We start from the raw sequence: 21,065 nt of genomic DNA on the forward strand, positions 1-21,065 counted from the left end.
ACGCGATCCTGGCACATCCTGATGTACTGGGGCTGTGCACGAGACTCAGGTATCGCCGAAGGATCGCTTTCTGACCGTCTACGGGCGCAAGCCGGTGCTGGAGGCGCTGGGCGACCCGGGGCTGCGGGTGGACAAGGTGATCCTGGCGGACACCGCGCGGGCGCCGGAGATCGAACAGGCGGCACGCAAGGCGCGTGTGCAGGTGCAGCGCGCGAGCGCACACCGGGTGAAAGTCTTGGCGGGCAACGGAAAACAGGACCAGGGCGTGCTCGCGGACGTCGTCGCGCCGCGGATGCGCCCGCTCTCCGCGGCGTTGTCGAGCGCGCCGCTGCCGCCCCGGGTGCTGGTGCTGGACGGCATCACCACGCCCGCGAACGTCGGCATGATCCTGCGCACCGCGACGGCGGCCGGGATCGAAGGCGTGGTCGTGCCGCGGCGCGGGGTCGCGGCACTGGATCCGCTGGTGGTGAAGGCTTCGGCCGGGGTCGCGTTCCGCGCGCCGGTGCTGCGGTGCGCGACGGCCGCGGAGGCCGCCGGGATGCTGTCCGACGCCGGGTACCGGCTCTACGGACTGGGCGCGTCCGGCGGGGAGCCGCTGTTCGAGGCGGACCTCCCGGAGCGGGCGGCGTTCGTGCTCGGCGGCGAGACCGCCGGCGTGTCGGACGACGTCGAAGAGCTGCTGACCGGCTGGCTGTCGATCCCGATGCCCGGTGAAGTCGAGTCGCTGAACGTGTCGGCCGCGGCGGCTGTCCTGTGCTTCGACCTGGTCAGGCGGGAAACCAGGAGGCCTGATCAGCGATAATCGCGGAGCCGTTGATCGAGGCCGACCGGGTGCGGGTGTCCCGCAGGAAACAGCGCGCTGAGTTCGTCGAGGGTGGCGCCGACCGACGTGTGGTGGACCCCGGTCATCCCCGCCGCCACGGCACCTTCGACGTTCCCCCGTGAATCGTCGACGAAGACGCACGCCGCGGCGGGCAGACCGAGCCGTTCGGCCGTGATCACGTAAACCTCCCGCGCGGGCTTGGCCCAGCCGACCTCACCGGAGAACACGACCTCGTCGAACCACCGGCTCAGCCGGCCTTTCACCGTTCCGTCACCGGCGGCGTTGGACAGCAGCGCGGTGCGGATTCCCCTGTCCCGCAACTGGTCGATCGCGGCGTACAACGCGGCGGCGTCCGGTTCGGTGAGCACTCCGGCGTAGTCGACCACGAGCCCGTTCAGCATGAGCAGACGATAGTCGTCACCGGTTCAGGGTCAGTTCGGCCGAGCGGTTCCCGCCGGCCCCTCTTGTCGGGCGCACGATCCGAACATCCTGGGGGAACACATGCGGGCGTTGAAGCCGCTGATCGACTACGAACCTTTCCGCGACCTGCGGCGGCTGCTGTCCGGCGGGCAGCTGGACCTGATTCCGGAACACCTGCCCCATCCGCGGCTGAGCCCGCGCGGCCGACCACCATTGCCACTGGCGCATGTCCGGTCGGTGCTGACCGGCGTGCTGGCGGTCCGCACCGGACAGCAGTCCCCGACGTACGTCCAGGGCTGGGTCGGCGCGTCCCTGTACGCCCAGTTGAGCAGGCAGGCTCCGCTGGACGTACGGCTGACGCTCAACGGCGTACGGGGATGCGTCGTCCCGCCGTCGTCGTACGAGGTATCGGCCACCGCGGCGAGCGCCGCCCGCGCGTACGCGCTGTTGGCCCGGTTCGACCTGGCCGACGGCGCCTGGCGCTGCACCGTCTTCGACGTGATCGTCCCGCCCGGCCGGCGATAGGAAAAAGGGCCCGTCACACCATTGACGGGCCCCTCTTCCAGCAGGTCACTGACCTGACTTCTTGCCCTTCTTCGCGTCGGCGCGCGCGGCGGCCCGGCGCTCGCGGCGAGTGCCGCCGCCCCCGCCACCACCGGACGGCTTGGCGCTCGCGCCGCTGCGCTCCACGCCACCCTGCTCACCGGGGCCGGAGAAGGTCAGCCCACCCTGCCCGTTGCCCTGGCCGAGGCCCTTGCCCCGCAAGGCGGACGGCACCGGCTCGGGCGCCGGTTCCGCCGGCGGCTGCGGCGGCGTCGCCTGCGAGTGCCGCGACGACACCGTCGGCACGGGCTGGCCCGCGACCGGCAGAGCGGCCGCGGCCGGCTGCGCCGCCTGCGGCTCGGCCTGCTCCACTTGCAGGTTGAACAGGAAGCCGACGGCCTCCTCCTTCAGCGAGTCGAGCATCGCGCGGAACATGTCGAAGCCCTCGCGCTGGTACTCGATCAGCGGGTCGCGCTGGGCCATCGCGCGTAGCCCGATGCCCTCCTTGAGGTAGTCCATCTCGTAGAGGTGCTCGCGCCACTTGCGGTCCAGCACCGACAGCAGCACCTGCCGCTCCAGCTGGCGCATCGCGCCTTCGCCGATCCGCTCGTCGATCTCGGCCTCACGCCGGTCGTAGCCGTTGTTGGCGTCCTCGAGCAGCCGGTCGAGCAGGTAGTCCGAGCTGATGTCCTCGTCCTCTTCGACCAGCTCGTCCCAGGTGACCGCCACCGGGTAGAGCTGCTTGAGCGCGGCCCACAGCTTCTCGTGGTCCCAGTCCTCGGCGTAGCCGGTCGAGGTCGCGCCCTCGACATACGCTTTCACGACGTCGGTGAGCATGTTCCGCATCTGCTCGGAGAGGTCCTCGCCCTCCAGCACCCGGCGGCGCTCGGCGTAGATCACCTTGCGTTGCTCGTTCATGACCTCGTCGTACTTGAGGACGTTCTTGCGGATCTCCATGTTCTGCTGCTCGACCTGCGTCTGCGCACTCTTGATCGCGCGCGACACCATCTTGTGGTCGATCGGCTGGTCGTCCGGCAGCCGCATGGTGGTCATCACGCGCTCGACCATCACCGCGTTGAACCGGCGCATCAGCTCGTCGCCCAGCGACAGGTAGAACCGCGACTCGCCCGCGTCACCCTGACGACCGGAGCGGCCACGCAGCTGGTTGTCGATCCGGCGCGACTCGTGGCGCTCGGTGCCCAGCACGTACAGGCCGCCGGCCTCCTTGACCTCTTCGGCCTCGGCCTTCACCTCGGCCTTGACCTCTTCGAGGACCCTCGGCCACGCCGTCTCGTACGCCTCGGAGTGCTCGACCGGGTCGAGACCGCGCTCGCGCAGCACCTCGTCGGCGATGATGTCCGGGTTGCCGCCGAGCACGACGTCGGTACCGCGGCCCGCCATGTTGGTGGCCACCGTGACCTGGCCCTTGCGACCGGCGCGGGCGATGATCAGCGCCTCCCGGTCGTGGTACTTCGCGTTCAGCACCTCATGCGGCACCCCGCGCTTGAGCAGCAACTTCGACAGGTACTCGGACTTCTCGACGCTCGTCGTACCGACCAGCACCGGCTGGCCCGCCTCGTGCCGCTCCTGGATGTCGTCGGCCAGTGCCTCGAACTTCGCCGGCTCGGTCTTGTAGATGAGGTCCGTCTCGTCCTTGCGGATCATCGGCTTGTTCGTCGGGATCGGCACCACACCCAGCTTGTAGGTCTGGTGGAACTCCGCCGCCTCGGTTTCGGCGGTACCCGTCATGCCGGCGAGCTTTTCGTAGAGCCGGAAGTAGTTCTGCAGCGTGATCGTGGCGAGCGTCTGGTTCTCCGCCTTGATCTCGACGCCTTCCTTGGCCTCGATCGCCTGGTGCATGCCCTCGTTGTAGCGGCGGCCGTGCAGGATGCGACCGGTGAACTCGTCGACGATGACCACTTCGCCGTTGCGGACGATGTAGTCCTTGTCGCGCTTGTAGAGCTCCTTGGCCTTGAGGGCGTTGTTCAGGTAGCCGACCAGCGGCGTGTTCGCGGCCTCGTACAGGTTTTCGATGCCGAGCTGGTCCTCGACGAACGCGACGCCCTTCTCGCTGACGCCGACGGTGCGCTTGCGCTCGTCGACCTCGTAGTGCACGTCCTTCTTCATCAGCGGCGACATGCGCGCGAACTCGACGTACCAGCGGGCGGACTGCTCGGCCGGGCCGGAGATGATCAGCGGCGTCCTGGCCTCGTCGATGAGGATCGAGTCGACCTCGTCCACGATCGCGAAGTTGTGCCCGCGCTGCACGCAGTCGTCGAGCGTCCACGCCATGTTGTCACGCAGGTAGTCGAAGCCGAACTCGTTGTTCGTGCCGTAGGTGATGTCGCAGTTGTAGGACTCGCGGCGCTGGTCCGGCGGCAGCTCGGACAGGATCGCGCCCACGGTCAGGCCGAGGAAGCGGTGCACCCGGCCCATCCACTCCGCGTCACGTTTCGCGAGGTAGTCGTTCGTGGTGACCAGGTGCACGCCCTTGCCGGAGATGGCGTTGAGATAGGCGGGCATCACCGACGTCAGCGTCTTGCCCTCACCGGTCTTCATCTCGGAGACCTGGCCGAGGTGCAGCGCGGCGCCGCCCATCAGCTGGACCGGATACGGCCGCTGCCCGAGGACTCGGAACGCCCCTTCGCGCGCGACGGCGAACGCCTCCGGGAGCAACTCGTCGAGCGACTCGCCCTCTTCGTGCCGTTTGCGGAACTCGTCGGTCTTCGCGCGCAGCTCGGCGTCGGTGAGGTCCTTCACCTCGTCTTCGAGGGAGTCGATGTGGTCGGCGATGTTGCGCAGCCGCTTGAGCATCTTGCCCTCGCCCGCGCGCAGCAGGCGGTTGAGAACCATCCGGTCGACCTCACTAGCTGTCTTGGAAATGCGCCCAGGCTTGTTCCCGGGCGGACCGTGCCCTCCTCCATCGTAGGGAAGGTCGGCCCCGACATGCACGCACGTCACCGCATGTGTAGCAGAACGACCCGCACGCGGCGTCGCGTGCGGGTCGTTTTCGAGGCGGGGGCGGTCCTCAGCCGCCCAGCCGGATCACGCCGTAGGCGAATCCCTTCCGCCGGTACACGACGCTCGGGATGCCGGCGTCGGCGTCGTTGAAGAGGTAGAAGTCGTGGCCGACCAGCTCCATCTGGTAGAGGGCTTGGTCGACGGTCATGGGATCGGCGGAATGGTGCTTCTCGCGCACGATGCGGCCGGGCTGATGGTCGGCCGCGTCGTCCCAGCGCTGCACGGGCAGGTCGAGCTCCTCGGCGTCGAGCTCGACGGCTTCGAACGGCACGGGCGCTTCGAGTACGGCTGTGCTCGTCGCGGGCTGGCGGCCATTGACAGGCGGCGCGACGGCAGGCGTGGACGAGGTTGCTTCGGCGACCGATTCTGGGCAGCGGCGCCCGTAGTGGACGCGGCGGCGGTCGGCGAGCCGGCGCAACCGGTTCTCCAGCTTGGTGACCGCGGCGTCCAGTGCGGCGTAGAAGTCGCCGGCGCAGGCTTCGGCACGGACCGCGGGGCCCCTGCCCTTGCCGGTGATCTCCACGCGCTGGCAGCTCTTGGACTGCCGGCGGTTGGGCTCGTGGAAGAGCTCCACGTCGTAACGGAAGACCTTCTTGTCGTAGCGCTCCAGACGCGTGAGCTTGGCGCTCACATGCGCCCGGTAGTGCTCGGGCACCTCCACGTTGCGACCTTTAACCACGATGTCCATACACGACCTCCTCCTACTGGATTTCGAGCTCTTCGGACTTCGATCTGGGCACCGGCGCGGGCTTTCCCGAAGGGAACGTCTTAGCCTCCCGTCGGCACCAGGGTCATGGGCTGTTCACCTCCCTGCCGCGGAATCGCTATAGCGGAGCACGCTAGCGCGGTAACGCGCATCACAAAACCCCCCGAGCCGGGGGATGCCGACGAGTGGGAAACAGTCACGGTGCGCGTCTGCGGGTAGGTACGCGCGGCCGGGCGCGATCTCGAACGGAGCAGTGCGGGGATCCGCTTTTCACCTTGACAGGCAAGGAATTCCGAGCGTCCGGAGCTGATCGTCACGGCACGCCCGTCTCGGCTGCCCCCATGCGTGGGTTGGTGCCTGGGGTCGTGCGCCGGAGGCGGCACTTCGCTGGACGGCCGCATATTCGGACAACGAAAACAGCCCGATGGGCGTTCCCGGCGATTACACCTATGTGAGTGAGATAGAAGGTTCTGCCGAGGTCCGGAACTGTCGGTGGGGCCGGGCAGAGTGCGGGGCGTGGGAGTACTCGAGTTGCTGCTGCCGGCGTCGTGCGCGGGATGCGGGGCGCCGGGGGCCGCGTGCTGTCCGCAGTGCGTGGCGATGTTCGGCAGGCCGGAGCGCGTAGCACGCGGGCCGACGGCGCGGACCGCGCCGGTCTACGCGCTCGCCCGGTACCGGGACGTCGCGCGGCGGTTGGTGCTGCACTACAAGGAGCGCGGACGGCGGGACCTCGCCGGGCCGCTGGGCGGTGTGCTGGCGGCGGCGTTGCCGCACCTGCCGGAGGCGCAGCCGGACGCGGACGGCGTGTGGTGGCTCGTGCCGGCCCCGTCGCGCCGGGTCGCGTCCCGTGTCCGGGGCGGCCCCCACCTGCGGCGGCTGGCCGGCGCCTGCGCGGCGGGCCTGGCCGGGTCAGGTCGTCCGGCCGCAGTCGCTCCCGCGCTACGGCTGGGCGCGGGCGCCCGCGACGCGGTGGGGTTGAGTCGCGAGCAGCGCGCGGCAAACCTCGCCGGCCGGCTGCGCCTGGACCCGCGCGGTGTCCCACCGCCCGGCACCCCGGTGATCCTGCTCGACGACGTCATCACCACCGGCGCCACCGCGGCCGCCTGCACCCACACCCTGACGGCGGCCGGCTTCCCGGTGCGGCTGATCCTGACCCTGACCGCCGCCTGATCCCGCGAGTCCGACACTCACGACAGCGAGTCCGACACTCGTGCGCGCGAGTTCGACACTCAGGACAGCGAGTCCGACATTCGCGTGCGCCTGAACGTCGGACTCGACGTCGCGAACGTACGACTCGGCGTCACGAACGTCGGACTCGGCGTCCTGGACGTCGGACTCGCCGGGGTCAGCCGGGGTAGAACGGGGAGACGCGGGTGCCCAGGGAATGCGGGTGCGGGCGCCAGACCTCGCCGACGTCCGAGGCCGTCCACAGGCCACCGGCGTCCGCGACGACGATCGGGCGGCCCGGCGCGGCCGTGATGGCGCTGACCGGCGGCGTCAGGTTCGAGCTGTTGAACGTATCCATCCGCAGCCCGTCGATGGGCACCTTCACCACCGGCTGCGACGGCAGCGTCGTCGCGGCGACCAGGCTGTCCTGGCTCAGCCAGTCCACGTCGACCACCCCGGACAGCGTCCCGGACTGCAGGATCCGCGGGCTCCGCAGCGTCACCGCGTCCTGCGTCCGCACGACCGAGGCCACCAGCACCTGCCCGTTGACGACCATCGCCGCCCTGGCGCCGTCGCGGGACAGCCGCAGCACGCTGATCTGCCCGACCGTCAGCACCTCCTCGGCGTTGACGGCCTGCCCGGTCCACCCGCCGTCCGACGTCCGCAGCACCCGCACCACCGACGAGCCGTCGACCACGGTCCACACTTCGCCGGCGGTGCCGTCGGCGGTCGCGGTCGGCCGCCAGGTCGGTCTGGTCAGCGTGCCGCCGAACAGGTTCACCGGCTGCGCCGCCGCCCCGAACGCGCCGATCCGCAGCTGCTGGTGCCCGTTCGCGTTCTCCACGATCGCGAGCTGCCGCCCGTCGATCGACTGCGCGGCACTCGCCACCTGGTACGTGCCCTGCCCGGCCGGTCCCTGGATCGCGGACCCGTCCGCCAGCGACCGGACCCGGCCGTTGACAACCATCAGCCCCGGTTGGTCCGCACCCGGCGAGGCCAGCGACGTGTACGACGGGACATCGCTCGGCAGCCAGTCCTCATGCCCGTCGACCAGCGCGTTCCCGTCCGACAGCAGGCGCACCCGGTTCGTCGTCACGGCCTGCAGCGACAGCACGATCTGCGCCGCGATGAGTTTCTTGACGTCCGGTGTCTGGTCGCCGACCCCGGTCAGCGGCACCATCAGCGCCCCGTCCGGCGTGGTGGTCACGTTGCCCTCGATGTTCGCGGCCTCCGGCAGCGGGCTTCGGACCGCGCCGACCAGTTGGTCCGATGGCCCGGACAGCAGCAGCGACACCACTCGCCCGGCCAGCCCCGTCTGCGGTTTCCCTGCCACGTAACGCAGATCGGGCACGATCGTGTTCGAGTCCTGCGCGAAGAAGTACACCGGCACCCGCACGTAGTTCGCGGTGAACGCGCTGGAGGGCATCACGATGTTGGCCGGCGGGTTGGTGACCCGCCACTGCCCGTCGGCCTGCTTGCGCACCAGCAGCCGCAGCTCGTACGGGGTCCGTGACGGGATGAACGAGCTGTCCGCGCCGAGCGTGCCGATATTGGTGCCCCGCACGACGACGACCACTTCCGTCGGGTTCACCGGCAGCGCCGCGCCCACCGCGTACACCGTGTTGAACTGGTCGTCGATGACGTTCATGACCTTGCCGGGCTGCCAAGCCTTCGCCGCGGCGTCGTCGAGATACGTCCGCGCCGCGGCGTTGTTGCTCACCGGCTGCGCGCTGGCCTCGACGAAATCGCGCGCCACGGTCAGCGGGTCGATGTCGCGTTGCGGCTGCTGCACGTCGGGGTTGGCGATCTGGCCGAGCTCCTGCTGCTGCACCGCGACCGGCTGCGACTCCTCGGGCACGGTGGCGCACCCGCCGACCAGCACGACACTCGCCAGCACCGCGAGCAGGCCGGCCCGCCTCATCGGACGTCCTCCCTGCGTAGCTCGTGCAGGACGATGCTGTAGTCGGCGCCGGACCCGGTGCTGGCCTGCCCGTTGACGGCCTGACCGTCCGGGGGTGTCAGCGGCAGCGGGTACTCCTCGAACGGCACGCCCTGCTGCCGCGGCAGCGTGAGCCGGAAGCACGCGCCGGATCCGGGCGCGCCCCAGGCCTCGAGCTGGCCGCCGTGCAGGCGGGCGTCCTCGTGGCTGATCGCGAGCCCGAGCCCGGTGCCACCGGTGCGGCGGTTGCGCGACGGGTCCGCCCGCCAGAACCGGTTGAACACCAGGTCGGCCTCGCCCGGCCGCAGGCCCACCCCGTAGTCGCGGACGGTGATCGCCACGGCGTCGTCGTTCGCGGCCAGCGTCAGGCGCACCGGTTTGCCCTCGCTGTGGTCGACGGCGTTGGCCAGCAGGTTCCGCAGGATCCGCTCGACGCGGCGGGCGTCGATCTCGGCGAGTGTCTCGCCTTCGGGCAGCACCAGTTCGACGGAACTGCCCGCGTTGCCGGCGATCACCCGGACCTGCTCGACGGCGCGTTTCGCGATGGGCCCGATGTCGATCAGCTCGGCCGCCAGCTCCTCGACGCCCGCGTCGAGCCTGCTGATTTCCAGCAGGTCACCGAGCAGCGCTTCGAACCGGTCGAGCTCGTCCACCAGCAGCTCGGTGGACCGGGCGAGCCCGGCGGGGAACTGCTCACGGGACGCGTGCAGCACGTCGGCCGCCATCCGGACCGTGGTCAGCGGGGTGCGCAGCTCGTGCGACACGTCGGAGGTGAACCTGCGCTGCAGGGTGCCGAACTCCTCGAGCTGACGGATCTGACGCTGGATGCTGGCCGCCATTTCGTTGTAGGACACCGCGAGCCGGGACAGGTCGTCCTCGCCCGTCACCGGTAGTCGTTCGTCGAGCTCGCCACCGGCGAACCGGGCCGCGGCCGCCGCGGCCGACCGGACCGGCCGCACGACCTGCCGGGTGACGATATTGCTGATCCCGGCCAGCAGCATCAGCAGCACGAGACCACCGACGAGCAGCGTGTTCTGCACCGTCGAGGCGGTGTTCTGCTCGGCTGTCATCGGGAAGAGCAGGTACAGCTGGATCGGCCGGCCCGTGCTGGCCACCGGCGCACCCACGACCAGGTACGTCGTGCGCGTGCCGCTGTCGTCGACGCTGTGGGTCTGGTAGGCGATCTGGTTGGCCTCGGCGAACCGCTCCAGCCCCTCGGGCACCTTCCAGATCGGGCCCGCCGAGTCGGGCGAGCCCGTGCCACCGGCCGTGAGCACGGGCTCGAACGCACCGGCGGCGGACGTGCCCGAGCCCTGGTCGTCCGACGACGTGCTGGTGATCTTCTTCAGCACGTTCTGCAGCCGGTCTGGCAGCGCGTCCTGGTCGCTCAGGCCGACCAGTTCGCCCTCGGCGGTGGCGACGACCTGCAGCGTCTGGGCGACGGCGGCCTCGCGCTTGGTGTCCATGAGCCGGGTGATGATCTGGTTCTGCAGCACCATGCCCAGCACGAAGATCACCGCTGAGGACAGCGCGAGCGTCGACGCGGTCACCCGGAACTGGAGGGAGCGCCGCCACAGCACGCCGAACGCGACGAGGCGGCTGCGGCCATAAGCGCCGACGCGGCGGGCGAGCCGCAGCACCCTGAATGCGAAAGCGAGGATGTTCTGCTTCATCGTGGGTTTACGGGGGACCCGCCTTGTAGCCGACGCCGCGGACCGTCAACACGACCTCGGGGTGTTCGGGGTCCTTCTCGACCTTGGACCGCAAGCGCTGGACGTGCACGTTGACGAGCCTGGTGTCGGCGGCGTGCCGGTAGCCCCAGACCTGTTCGAGCAGCACCTCGCGCGTGAACACCTGACGCGGCTTGCGGGCCAGCGCCACCAGCAGGTCGAACTCGAGCGGGGTCAGCGGGATGGCCTTGCCCTCCCGCGTGACCTCGTGCCCGGGCACGTCGATCGCGAGGTCGCCGATGGTGAGCGACTCGGCGGGCTCGGCCTCGGTGCGGCGCAGGCGAGCACGGACGCGGGCGACGAGTTCCTTGGGTTTGAAGGGCTTCACGACGTAGTCGTCGGCACCGGACTCGAGACCGAGCACGATGTCGACGGTGTCGCTCTTGGCGGTCAGCATGACGATGGGCACGCCCGACTCGGCGCGGATCGCCTTGCAGACGTCGATCCCGTTCATCCCGGGCAGCATCAGGTCCAGCAGGACCAGGTCCGGCTTGAGGTCTCTGAGCGCGGGCAGCGCGCGGGAGCCGTCGGCGACGACGGCGGTGTCGAATCCCTCGCCTCGGAGCACGATCGTGAGCATCTCTGCGAGCGCAGGGTCGTCGTCGACCACCAGGACACGTGCCTTCATGACCACATATTCGCACTCCGGACACCGTTCGTGACTCCCGACCCGGTATCCGACGGGTAGATCTCACCAGCTTAGCCCGGATGGACCAGTCCGCTCGCCAGCTCAGCGTGGTCGGAACCGGCGGTACCGTCGATCACTCGCCAGGGTGAAAGCCAGGACTCGGCGGCGAGCTGGTCGTACACGCGGGCGCAGCGGACCTGGAGATCGTCGTCGGATTCGAAGGCGTCCTTCGCTCGGTCCACTTCGGACTGTGCCCGCCGCTCGGCCCGCTCGGCGGCGACCTCGGGGCTGACCCGCAGCAGGATCTGCGCGTCCGGCACGGGCAGGCCGAACCGGTTGATCTCCAGGTCGCGCACCCACTTCACGAACTCGCCGTGCGCGTCCTGACGCAGGCGGGCGGCGCCGTACGCGGCGTTCGACGCCACATACCGGTCGAGGAGGACGATGTCGTGGAGTCTCAGGTCGTGCTCGACCGAGGCGGCCGCGCCGCGCCGGTCGAGCGCGTAGAGCACGGCCATGCCGTACACCGAATCGGCGAGATCGCCGTGCCCGCGGTGGAGGGCGTCACGGACCAGGTCGGCGTGCACATCTTCGCCGTAGCGCGGGAACGCCAGCGTCGCGACACTCTTGCCGAGGTCGTGCAGGGCCTTGGTCAGCGCCTCGGTGAGAGTGCGCTTACCCGCGCCGTCCAGCCCTTCGATGACAACCAGTCGTCCCACGGGTCAGACAGTATCGCCGCGTTGAGATACGGCGATACGAGCCGTGGCATCACGACACCCCGGGCAAGCACGGCGGGACGGCCGAGGAGTGGTGGCCGCCGGACGGGCCGGCGGCCACCGGAAGCCTCAGTAGCGGTAGTGCTCCGACTTGAAGGGGCCTTCCGGGTCGACGTCGATGTACTCGGCCTGGTCCTTGCTCAGCTTGGTGAGCTCGCCGCCGAGGGCCTGCAGGTGAATGCGGGCGACCTTTTCGTCGAGTTTCTTCGGCAGCCGGTAAACCTCGTTGTCGTATTCCTCGTGTTTGGTGAACAGCTCGACCTGCGCGATGACCTGATTGGAGAAGCTGTTGGACATCACGAACGACGGGTGGCCGGTGGCGTTGCCCAGGTTCAGCAGGCGCCCTTCGGACAGCACGAGAATCGAATGACCATCAGGGAAGACCCATTCATCGACCTGCGGCTTGATGTTCACCCGCCGGATTCCCGGATACCGGGTCAAACCTGCGATGTCGATCTCATTGTCGAAATGGCCGATGTTGCCGACGATGGTCTGATGCTTCATCCGCGCCATGTGCTCGGCCATCACCACGTCCTTGTTCCCGGTCGTGGTGATCACGATGTCCGCCTCGGGCAGCGCGTTCTCCAGCGTCTTGACCTGGAATCCGTCCATCGTGGCCTGCAGCGCGCAGATCGGGTCGATCTCGGTGACGATCACCCGCGCGCCCTGGCCGGACAGCGACTCCGCCGCGCCCTTGCCGACGTCGCCGTACCCGCAGACGACCGCGACCTTGCCGCCGATCAGCACGTCCGTGCCGCGGTTGATGCCGTCGATCAGCGAGTGCCGGATGCCGTACCGGTTGTCGAACTTCGACTTGGTGACCGAGTCGTTCACGTTGATCGCCGGGAACAGCAGCTTGCCGGCCGCCGCCAGCTGGTACAGCCGCAGCACACCGGTCGTGGTCTCCTCGGTCACGCCCAGGATGCCCTCGCCGACGCGGGTCCACTTGCCCGCGTCCGCCGCCAGCGAATCGCGCAGCAGGCCCAGGAAGACCTTCCACTCGTCGGAGTCGTTCTCATCCTCCGGCGGCACCACACCGGCCTGCTCGAAGTCGGTGCCGCGGTGCACCAGCATCGTCGCGTCGCCACCGTCGTCGAGGATCATGTTGGGGCCCGCGCCGTCCCAGGTGAGCATCCGCTCGGTGCACCACCAGTACTCCTCGAGCGACTCGCCCTTCCACGCGAACACCGGCACACCCTTGGGCTCCTCGACCGTGCCGTGCGGGCCGAGCACCACCGCGGCGGCCGCGTGGTCCTGCGTGGAGAAGATGTTGCAGGAGGCCCAGCGCACTTCGGCACCGAGCGCCACCAGCGTCTCGATCAGCACCGCGGTCTGCACCGTCATGTGCAGCGACCCGGAGACCCGCGCCCCGCGCAACGGGTACACCTCCGCGTACTCGCGGCGCAGCGCCATCAACCCCGGCATCTCGTGCTCGGCCAGCCGGATCTCCTTGCGACCGAACTCGGCCAGCTCCAGATCGGCCACCGCGAACTCCACCCCATTGCGGGTGTCGTGCCACTTGGCAACGCTTTCGGGGGTCATAGGGCATTTCCTCCAAGGATCGGTGACACCTGAACAGTACCGTTGTCGGTTCATTCCGTTACACCCTTGCGAAGGAGACTGCGCAGTGCCGATTCCCGGCCCGGAAACCCGGATCGTCGAGCTGCGCGTACCCGGCGTCACCGGTACCACCGGCGAGGCGCTGCTGGACGCGGTCAGCACGGTCGAGGTCGCGGGGGACGGAGTGGGCCGGGTGATCCGGCCGTCCGACCGGTTGCGCCGCCCGGCGCCGGGACCGGTTCTGCAGGCGCTCGGCCGCTCGGTGCCGCGCACGCTCGAAGGCTATTTGTGGGGCGCGATGACCTCGGGCGGCGCCGCGAAAGCGACCTGGGCGCTGCTGTTTCCTTTCTCACTTTCCAATGTGGCCCACTGGATGCTGCCGCCGGTGCCGAAGGACAGCCGGGCGGCCGTGGCGCTGGGCGCGGTGTGCCGGAGCCTGCTGCGGGTCGCGGGGTTGCTGCTGACGATGCTGCTCGTCGGGCAGCTCGCGGTGATCGCGCTGGACCTGTTCGCGACGCAGTGTCTCGCGCCCGGCTCGGCCTGTTTGTCGTTCGTGCCCAACGGATTCCGTGAGCTGACGGTGCTGCGCACGATCGCCGGGCTGGTCCCGCTGGTCGTGGTGATTTTCGTGCTGCACCGTGTTTCCGGCACGAATTGGACGGTCACGTCGGAGGACGTCACGCCGCGGCGCGGCTCGCTGCCCGGCGACGTGTTGCGCGACGGGCCGGACTCCGCGGGGCTGCGCTGCCTGCACGCCGTGGCCGCACTGGCGACGACGGCGCTGCTTTCGCTCGGCGGCCCGCTGCACGCGCCGGACACGACGCCCGAGTTGATCGTGTGGATCGTTGCGCTCGCGCTCGTGCTGGCGACGGTCTTGACGGTCATCGTCGGCGTCCCCGCGCTGCAGAATTGGGCACGTCGCAGCGTCCTCGTCTTCGCGACGCTCGTGCTCGCCGCGGTCACGGCCTTCCGGCCGGTGCTGCCCGCCGGTTCCGAGGACACGGTGCGCACGCTCGGAGCCGCGCTGCTCGTGGTGTCGGTGCTGTTCGCCGCGCTGCTCATACCGGCCGCGTTGCTCGGTCGGCGGATCTGGCGTAACCAGCCGAAGCGGCTACGGCCGTGGCTCGGTGGCTGGGCCGCCGCGCCGGTGCTCGCGCTCGCGGTCCTGCTGGGCGGCGGTTTCGGCGCGGGGCTCGCGATCGCGCTACGCCGCCTGGCCGGCGCGTCGGCGTTACAGCTGCCCGCCAGCTACACCCCGGTCACGGTGCTGTGGGGCGGCGGTCTGGTGCTCGCCGCACTGCTGGCGCTGCTCGGATTCGCGGTGGGCGTGCCGCTGCGCCGCCGTCGGCGCGGTATCCCGGAGATCGTGCGGTTGCTCCAGAACACGCCCGGCGACGAGAAGGCGGCCGCAGCGGCCTGGGCGCGTTCGTCGTGGGAGCGGCGGCACCTGCACCAACTCGTGTCCGGCGTCGTATTCGGCATGTCCGCCGGGGCGGCCGCGCTGCTCGTGGCGCACTACGGCTTCCACTTCCGGCCGGGCTGGCTGGATCCGCTGTCCGGGCTCGGTGTGTTCGCGCTCGGCGCGATGGCCGTCGGACTGTTGCGCGTGGTCTACACCGCGGCGACGAAACCGGGCCGGAACAGGCATCTCGGCGCGCTCGCGGACCTCGTGTGCTTCTGGCCGCGGGTGGCGCATCCGGCCGTGCCGCCGTGCTACGCGCTCAAGGTCGTGCCCGAACTCGCCGCTCGCACGAAGGAGCACCTCGCCGACCCGAGCACGCGGGTTGTGCTCGGCGGGCACAACGTCGGCAGCCTCCTCGCGCTGATCGCGACCGCCCGGCTCATGCACGACCTGCCGGAGCGCGACCGTGAACGCGTCGGCCTGCTCACCGCGGGTTCGCCGCTGCAGTGGGGTTACCAGCGGGCGTTCCCTGCGGTGCTGCCGCAGGATTCGCTGACCGCGTTGTACGGGGAGCTCGCCGGGCGGTGGCGGGGGCTGGCGCGCGGCACCGACATCTTCGGCGGCGGGGTCACCACGTGGCGGCAGGACGTGTACGACGGCAAGCTGCTCGGCGTCGGTTTCCTGCCCACCGGCGAGGTCGGCGCGCTCGACCCGGCACTGCCGGGCGCGACCGGCGCCCTCGTCCTCGGCGGTGACCACTGGCTGCCCGACCCGATCCGCAACACCCCGGGCACCCGGCGCTGGGCCGCGGGCGTGCTGGGGCACAGCGACTACGAGGTCGACCCGGAATGGGATCGCGCGGTCGCGATGGCCGCCGGACTGGAGTTCGCGGACCGGCCGTCGACGCGGCCGTTCGGCGAGCAGGTGCCGCTGTTCCCGGACCTGCCGCGGTTCAACGTCAACTTCGCGAAGTAGTAAACGGATCAGGCGGTCTGCCGGTCCAGGTCGGGCTCGAGGTAGATCAACCGCACGACCGGAACCTTGGCCCGCACCCGCGCTTCGGCGTCGTCGATCGCGCGGGCGACCTGGCTCAGCTCGAGGTTCGGCGCGAGCGCGAGCTTCGCGGCGACGAGCAGCTCCTCCGGGCCGAGGTACTGGGTGCGGATGTGGATCACGCGCTCGACGTCGCCACCGGTCAGCTCGGCGACGATGTCGTCGAGCTGCACGTCGGTGGCGCCCTCGCCGATGAGCAGGCTCTTCATCTCGACGATCAGGATGATCGCGATGACGCCCAGCAGCGCGCCGATCATGATCGTGCCGATGCCGTCCCACACCGGGTTCCCGGTCAGCTCGGACAGCCCGACGCCGATCAGCGCGAACACGAGACCGAACAGCGCGCCGGTGTCCTCCAGCAGCACGACGGGCAGCTCGGGCGTGCGCGATTGGCGGATGAAGCCCCACCACGAGACGTCACCCTTGATCTTGCGGGACTCACCCATCGCGGTAACGAAGCTGTAGGTCTCCAGCCCGAACGCGACCACCAGGATGCCCACGGCGACCAGCGGTGAGGTCAGCGGCTCGGGGTGCTCCACCTTGTGGATGCCCTCGTAGAGCGCGAACACCGAGCCGAGCGTGAACAGCAGGAGCGCGACGACGAACGAATAGAAGTAGCGCTCCCGGCCGAAGCCGAACGGATGCTCGCGGGTGGCCCGGCGCCGCGACGAGCGCTGGCCGAGCAGCAGCAGGCCCTGGTTGGAGGTGTCGGCGATCGAGTGCACCGCCTCGGCGAGCATCGAGGAGGACCCGGTGATCAGGAACCCGACGAACTTCGCCACGGCGATTCCCGCGTTGGCGGCCAGCGCCGCGAGGATCGCTCTGGTACCGCCGCCTGCCGACACACTGGCTCCCTGCGTCCGTCCCGATTTGTCGGAATGAGCCTACGGGGCTGATCGTCAGCGCAGTAGCGGGAGCCCTCCCACCAGCTTGCCGATCTTGTTGCGCGGCCCGACCAGGCTGACCGCGTAGTAGCTCAGGGCGTCTTCCTCGCTGCCCTCAACGGCGGCGCGGTACTCGGTATAGTCGCGGCTCGCCTGCGCGTGCTTGGACATGTCCGCGACGAACAGCCCGTCCTTGGTCATCGCCTTCGCCCGGATCTCGCGGACTTTCGCGGCGTCCGCGGCCAGGATCGAGCAGCCGCTCCACGGCAGGCCGGGATGGGGCTGCCTGGACGCGTCGGTCACTTCCGCGCCGACCATGCCCGGCAGCACGGCCGCGACGGCGGCACCGAGGCACGCCGTCGCGTTCGCGACCAGACCGGGGCCCAGCGCCTGGTCGACGACGATGACCCACTTGAGCTTCGCCGTCCGAGTGCCCGCGCCGTCCCGAACGTCCGCCGCGAGAATGGCCTGTAGTTCCTGATGTTCTGTGGTCACATCCGCAGAAGCTAGGTAAAGATGGCGGGTATGACCAGTAGGGGCGAACTTAGTTCGGCAGAATGGCACTCATGGCCGAGCTGGACGAATTAGATCAGGCACTTCTGCGGGAACTGCAGCGCGACGCCCGCCGGACCAACCGCGAACTGGCCGCCGCGACGGGTGTCTCGCCGTCGACGTCCCTGGAGCGCGTGCGATCGCTGCGGGAGCGCGGGATCATTCGCGGGTACCGGCTCGACGTCGACTTCGCGAAGATCGGCCGCCCCGTGCAGGCGCTCATCGCGCTGCGGGTGCATCCGCCGAAACGTCAGATCATCGAGGCGTTCCGGGAATGGGTCGCCCTGCTGCCGGAAACCGTCGGCGTGTTCGTGGTGTCCGGCGGCGAGGATTTCCTCGTGCACGTCGCCGTGCCCGACAACGATGCGCTGTACGCCTTCGTCATCGACCGCCTCACCCAACGACCGGAGGTCGCGGACGTGCGGACAAGCGTTGTGTACGAACACATCCGGCCCCGCGTGATCACCCCCGCGAAGCGCGCTTAGCGGCCCGAGGTCATCTCCGAGGCTCGGCAGCGATGCGGTCAAGAAGCCGCTGTGCGGCGGCCACGAGGGGCGGCGATGGCTTTCACGGCTTCGCCGATCTCGATCAAACGCACCCGGACGGCATCGAAAACCAGCCCGTCATCGAGCCCACCGCGCCGCGTGTGGTCAGCGATCGCGGCGGCCGCCGCCAGGATGTCCGCGAGCCGCTGATCGTCATGTCGGCTCACAGCTCCATTGCCTCAGCCAGGGCCTCCGCTCGAACGCCCGCCTTGAGCGTGCCGGCTGGGACGACGTCGACGTCGACGCCAAGTAGCTCGGTCAGCTCCCGGCGCAATCCGGCCAGCGCCACCAAACCCACTCCACCTTCGAGATCGACCAGCAGGTCGACATCACTGCTGTCGGTGTCTTCCCCCCGGGCAACGCTGCCGAAGACGCGCACGTTGTGCGCCCCTCGCCGAGCAGCACGCTCGATGACCTCACGACGATGCCGGCGCAAACGCCGACCCAGCCGCGTATCGGGGAGCCCCAGACGATCCCGCGGTGCGGGAACAAGCTCGATCGCCAGTTGGTGACCTGTAGCTTCGATCAGCTTGACCAGGGTCCGCAAGCTCGGTTCACGCCGGTCGGCCTCGTAAGCACTGATCACCGGCTGTGCCACGCCGGCACGGCGCGCAAGATCGGTTTGCGACAGTCGCGATCGCTGTCGCGCCTCGCGAATCATCGTTCCGGCGCTCGCCTCCACACGGCACGCCTATCACGGATTGTCTATGGGGAGGTCCGCGACGCTCAGCGGCCCGAGGTCGCGCGGAACAGCTGCGTGCGGCCCTCGCCCAGCGGGCGGACGTACACGGCCGGGTCCGTGGCCGGCAGCCAGATCGACCGGCCGCGGCCCAGCTCCAGTTCCCCGCCGCCGTCGGCGCGCACGAGCACGCGGCCGGCCGTGCACAGCAGGATCTGCGGCACCCCGGTGTCCACCCGCAGCTCGTCCCGTTCGCCCGCCGCCCAGTCGCAGCGCGAAAGCTCGAACTCCGGCGCGTCCGTCCGGTACACCGCGCCGCACGCGCCCGGCTCGCCCGGCAGGACCGGCATGTCGGAGCACGCGAAGTCGACGACCCGCAGCAGCTCCGGCACATCGACGTGCTTCGGTGTGAGCCCGCCGCGCAGGATGTTGTCGGAGTTGGCGAGGATCTCCACCGCCGTGCCGTGCAGGTACAAGTGCAGGTTCCCGGCGGGCAGGTAGATCGCCTCGCCCGCACGTAGCGTGAGCCGGTTCAGCAGCAGCGCCGCCAGCACACCCGCGTCCCGCGGATGCGCCTCGCCCAGCTCCAGGATCGTGCGGCATTCGGTGTCGAACTCGCCGTGCTCCTTCACATGCAGCACGCACGCGTCGAGCACCTCCGGCAGCAGCTCGTCGAGGCTCGCCTGCGGCAGCGTGATCCACGTGGTGAACAACGCGCGCATCCCGTCGGAGTCGGGCTGCGCGGCGAGCAGCTCGGTGTACTTCGCCAGCCCCGGCGTCTCGACCGCTCGCAACAGCTTGATCGTGCGACCGGGCTCGCGGAACCCGGCGAGCGCGTGGAACTCCGTCAGCGCGCACACCAGCTCGGGCTTCGCGGTCGGGTCCGGGTAGTTGCGGTTCGGCGCGTCCCGCGGGATGCCGGCGGCCTCCTCACGCGCGTGCCCCTCCGCGGACTGCGCCGCCGACGGATGCGCCTGCATCGACAGCGGCTCCTCGACGGCGAGGATCTTCAGCAGGAACGGCAGCCGGTTGTTCCACCGCCGCGCGCAGTCCGGCCCCAGGTGCACGTGCGGGTCGGCCTCGATCAGCTCCAGCAGGCTGCGTTCCGCGCCGTCCTCACCGAGGACGCGCGATGGGTCGCCCGGGTGGGCACCCATCCACAGCTCCGCCTCCGGGTGCGGCGCCGGGACCTCACGTCCCAGCAGCTCCGGGATCGTCGTCCGGGACCCCCACGCGTAGGGCCGCACAGCATTGCGGAGCAGCTCCACTGTGTTCTCCAACTCCTCGGCACCCGCGGACGGGTGTTCTTCGGCCGGGCTACGCCGTGGCCGGCGCGTACTGGCCGGCTCCCCCCATACTCCCCGCCGCAAGCCCCAGATAGACCGCGGCGAGCTCGAACCGTAGCGCGAGCACTCCGGCACGAACAGGTTCGTCACCGGAAATCTCGTCGCCGGGGGCGATGATTCCGGCCCCGGGAAGGGTATTCGAGGCCTCGTACCGGGCCGCGTCCGCGGTGGGTCCGCTGTGCACGGCCAGCAACAGGACCCGTGGTTTCAGGCCCATGTCATCGAAATCGGGATCGGCGAACAGGTCCTGCTCACCGGAGTTCGCGAGCACCATCCGGCGCAGCGCTGGCCGGGCGAGCGCCTGGCGGTAGTCCGCCGCGTCGCAGACCATGCCCGCGTAGGCGCCGAGCTCGTAGGCGCCGTGCTCCGCGAGGGCGATCGCGAGCGGATCGAGACCCCACAGCATCGGCACCCGGTCGGCCAGCCGCAGCGCGAGCGCCTTCGCCGGGTTCGAGAACGAGTCACGGCCGAGATGCCCGCGCTCGGCCTCGCCGTCCAGTTGGTCGGCGAGCGCCTCGACGTCCGCGACCAGCAGGCCGAGCGCGTTGGCCGTGAGCAGCCCGGCGGCCAGCCCGCGGGCGAAGGTGAGCTCGGGCGGCACCGGGATCCGGGGCGAGAGCAGCAGGCCCTTGCCCGCGACCGACGCCGCGACCGGGCCCTCGTCCGGCGCCGACAGCACCACGGTCGCGCCGTACCGGCTGGCCCGTTCGATACCCGCGGCCAGTTCCCGGTCGGCCGGGTCGTCGGTGTGCGCGAAAACCACGTCCAGCGCGCCGATCCAGCTCGGCACCGCGTCGGTCACCACCACCGGCACCGGGCAGGACGGCGCGAGCAGCGCCGCCAGCAGTTTCGTCAGCGCGCGGCCGACGCCGGGCCGGACGATGAGCACGAGCGCCCGCGGCCGGCCGAGGTCGAGCCGGTCGGCCAGCTGGACCTCCACCGCGCGCTCGGTGGTGGAGCGGACCTGCGCGCCCGCCATCGCCGCGGCCCGCAGCAGCCCCGCCGAATCGGCCTCCGCCAGCCGTGCGGGGTCGTCCAGGAGCGTGTCGTCAAGCACCGCTGACACTGGCACCACTGGAGTCCGGTTCGGTGGCCTCGTCGAGCAGCAGCACCGGGATGCCGTCGCGCACCGGGAAGATCCGGCCGCACGACGTGCAGGTCAGCGCGTCCGCGGCCGGGTCGCCCGGGGTGCCGGGACGCAGCGGGGCGTGGTCCGGGGACGGGCACGCGAGAATCTCCAGCAACTGGGCATCAAGCGTGAAAGCCATACCTTCTCCTTACCACGCGTTCC

20 protein-coding genes are annotated in these 21,065 nt (G+C 70.1%); 5 read left to right on the plus strand and 15 right to left on the minus strand.

The annotated features are described in order from the left end of the window. Window positions 1–34: 34 nt before the first annotated feature. The gene (locus tag LOZ83_RS06250; protein ID WP_236789216.1) at window positions 35–802 is read left to right on the plus strand and encodes an RNA methyltransferase; all 768 of its coding nucleotides are present in this window, start codon (window positions 35–37) and stop codon (window positions 800–802) included. Here the strand turns inward: LOZ83_RS06250 and LOZ83_RS06255 are convergent. Next, a complete protein-coding gene (locus LOZ83_RS06255) occupies window positions 793–1,224 on the minus strand; it encodes an HAD-IA family hydrolase (RefSeq protein ID WP_236789217.1) in 432 nt (143 codons plus the stop codon). The genes LOZ83_RS06250 and LOZ83_RS06255 overlap by 10 nt on opposite strands. Before the next feature lie 100 nt (window positions 1,225–1,324). Here LOZ83_RS06255 and LOZ83_RS06260 point away from each other — a divergent pair, with 100 nt between their 5' ends. Continuing rightward, complete coding sequence (locus LOZ83_RS06260; protein ID WP_236789218.1) at window positions 1,325–1,768, plus strand: Rv3235 family protein; 444 nt, start codon at window positions 1,325–1,327, stop codon at window positions 1,766–1,768. 45 nt (window positions 1,769–1,813) lie between these two features. On the opposite strand, the gene secA is transcribed toward LOZ83_RS06260, so the two are convergent. Both secA and hpf read right to left on the minus strand, forming a co-directional pair. Next, window positions 1,814–4,639 carry a preprotein translocase subunit SecA gene (gene secA, locus LOZ83_RS06265; RefSeq protein WP_236789219.1) on the minus strand — a complete coding sequence of 942 codons (2,826 nt, stop codon included), beginning with the start codon at window positions 4,637–4,639 and terminating at the stop codon, window positions 1,814–1,816. Window positions 4,640–4,814: 175 nt separating this feature from the next. Beyond that, a complete protein-coding gene (hpf, locus tag LOZ83_RS06270; RefSeq protein WP_236789220.1) occupies window positions 4,815–5,495 on the minus strand; it encodes a ribosome hibernation-promoting factor, HPF/YfiA family in 681 nt (226 codons plus the stop codon). 534 nt (window positions 5,496–6,029) lie between these two features. Between hpf and LOZ83_RS06275 the strand changes: the two genes are divergently transcribed. After that, a complete protein-coding gene (locus tag LOZ83_RS06275) occupies window positions 6,030–6,683 on the plus strand; it encodes a ComF family protein (RefSeq protein ID WP_236789221.1) in 654 nt (217 codons plus the stop codon). 175 nt (window positions 6,684–6,858) lie between these two features. Here the strand turns inward: LOZ83_RS06275 and LOZ83_RS06280 are convergent, their stop codons facing one another. The 5 genes from LOZ83_RS06280 to ahcY form a co-directional block, all read right to left on the minus strand. Beyond that, window positions 6,859–8,601 carry an LpqB family beta-propeller domain-containing protein gene (locus LOZ83_RS06280; RefSeq protein ID WP_236789222.1) on the minus strand — a complete coding sequence of 581 codons (1,743 nt, stop codon included), beginning with the start codon at window positions 8,599–8,601 and terminating at the stop codon, window positions 6,859–6,861. Further along, entirely contained in the window at window positions 8,598–10,292 is a 1,695-nt protein-coding gene (mtrB, locus tag LOZ83_RS06285; protein WP_236789223.1) for an MtrAB system histidine kinase MtrB, read from the minus strand. The genes LOZ83_RS06280 and mtrB overlap by 4 nt, the downstream gene beginning before the upstream one ends. Window positions 10,293–10,299: 7 nt before the next feature. Then, window positions 10,300–10,977 (minus strand): MtrAB system response regulator MtrA, encoded by a 678-nt coding sequence (gene mtrA / locus LOZ83_RS06290; protein WP_144644326.1) that lies wholly within the window; start codon window positions 10,975–10,977, stop codon window positions 10,300–10,302. Window positions 10,978–11,048: 71 nt separating this feature from the next. Then, window positions 11,049–11,696, minus strand: coding sequence for a dTMP kinase (locus LOZ83_RS06295; protein ID WP_236789224.1), 648 nt, complete (start codon window positions 11,694–11,696; stop codon window positions 11,049–11,051). 126 nt (window positions 11,697–11,822) lie between these two features. Beyond that, window positions 11,823–13,295 carry an adenosylhomocysteinase gene (ahcY, locus tag LOZ83_RS06300; RefSeq protein WP_236789225.1) on the minus strand — a complete coding sequence of 491 codons (1,473 nt, stop codon included), beginning with the start codon at window positions 13,293–13,295 and terminating at the stop codon, window positions 11,823–11,825. 91 nt (window positions 13,296–13,386) lie between these two features. Between ahcY and LOZ83_RS06305 the strand changes: the two genes are divergently transcribed. Further along, entirely contained in the window at window positions 13,387–15,690 is a 2,304-nt protein-coding gene (locus LOZ83_RS06305; protein ID WP_236789463.1) for a hypothetical protein, read from the plus strand. Between the two features lie 8 nt (window positions 15,691–15,698). Here the strand turns inward: LOZ83_RS06305 and LOZ83_RS06310 are convergent, their stop codons facing one another. Both LOZ83_RS06310 and LOZ83_RS06315 read right to left on the minus strand, forming a co-directional pair. Beyond that, window positions 15,699–16,613 carry a cation diffusion facilitator family transporter gene (locus LOZ83_RS06310; RefSeq protein WP_236789226.1) on the minus strand — a complete coding sequence of 305 codons (915 nt, stop codon included), beginning with the start codon at window positions 16,611–16,613 and terminating at the stop codon, window positions 15,699–15,701. A 54-nt stretch (window positions 16,614–16,667) separates the two neighbouring features. After that, a complete protein-coding gene (locus tag LOZ83_RS06315) occupies window positions 16,668–17,147 on the minus strand; it encodes a DUF2000 domain-containing protein (protein ID WP_236789227.1) in 480 nt (159 codons plus the stop codon). Between the two features lie 71 nt (window positions 17,148–17,218). Between LOZ83_RS06315 and LOZ83_RS06320 the strand changes: the two genes are divergently transcribed. After that, the gene (locus LOZ83_RS06320; protein WP_236789228.1) at window positions 17,219–17,689 is read left to right on the plus strand and encodes an Lrp/AsnC family transcriptional regulator; all 471 of its coding nucleotides are present in this window, start codon (window positions 17,219–17,221) and stop codon (window positions 17,687–17,689) included. Between the two features lie 38 nt (window positions 17,690–17,727). On the opposite strand, the gene LOZ83_RS06325 is transcribed toward LOZ83_RS06320, so the two are convergent. The 5 genes from LOZ83_RS06325 to LOZ83_RS06345 are packed head-to-tail and all read right to left on the minus strand — an operon-like array spanning window position 17,728 to window position 21,042. Next, window positions 17,728–17,916, minus strand: a complete 189-nt coding sequence (locus LOZ83_RS06325; protein WP_236789229.1) for a hypothetical protein — start codon at window positions 17,914–17,916, stop codon at window positions 17,728–17,730. Beyond that, entirely contained in the window at window positions 17,913–18,431 is a 519-nt protein-coding gene (locus tag LOZ83_RS06330) for a helix-turn-helix domain-containing protein (RefSeq protein WP_236789230.1), read from the minus strand. The genes LOZ83_RS06325 and LOZ83_RS06330 overlap by 4 nt, the downstream gene beginning before the upstream one ends. A 44-nt stretch (window positions 18,432–18,475) precedes the next feature. Then, window positions 18,476–19,696 carry a mannose-6-phosphate isomerase, class I gene (gene manA, locus LOZ83_RS06335; protein ID WP_236789464.1) on the minus strand — a complete coding sequence of 407 codons (1,221 nt, stop codon included), beginning with the start codon at window positions 19,694–19,696 and terminating at the stop codon, window positions 18,476–18,478. 49 nt (window positions 19,697–19,745) lie between these two features. After that, window positions 19,746–20,840 carry a hypothetical protein gene (locus LOZ83_RS06340; protein WP_374202626.1) on the minus strand — a complete coding sequence of 365 codons (1,095 nt, stop codon included), beginning with the start codon at window positions 20,838–20,840 and terminating at the stop codon, window positions 19,746–19,748. Beyond that, window positions 20,824–21,042 carry a Trm112 family protein gene (locus LOZ83_RS06345; RefSeq protein WP_236789231.1) on the minus strand — a complete coding sequence of 73 codons (219 nt, stop codon included), beginning with the start codon at window positions 21,040–21,042 and terminating at the stop codon, window positions 20,824–20,826. The genes LOZ83_RS06340 and LOZ83_RS06345 overlap by 17 nt, the downstream gene beginning before the upstream one ends. Window positions 21,043–21,065: the final 23 nt, after the last annotated feature.

Source organism: Amycolatopsis sp. GM8 (assembly GCF_021653975.1).
Lineage (GTDB): Bacteria > Actinomycetota > Actinomycetes > Mycobacteriales > Pseudonocardiaceae > Amycolatopsis_E.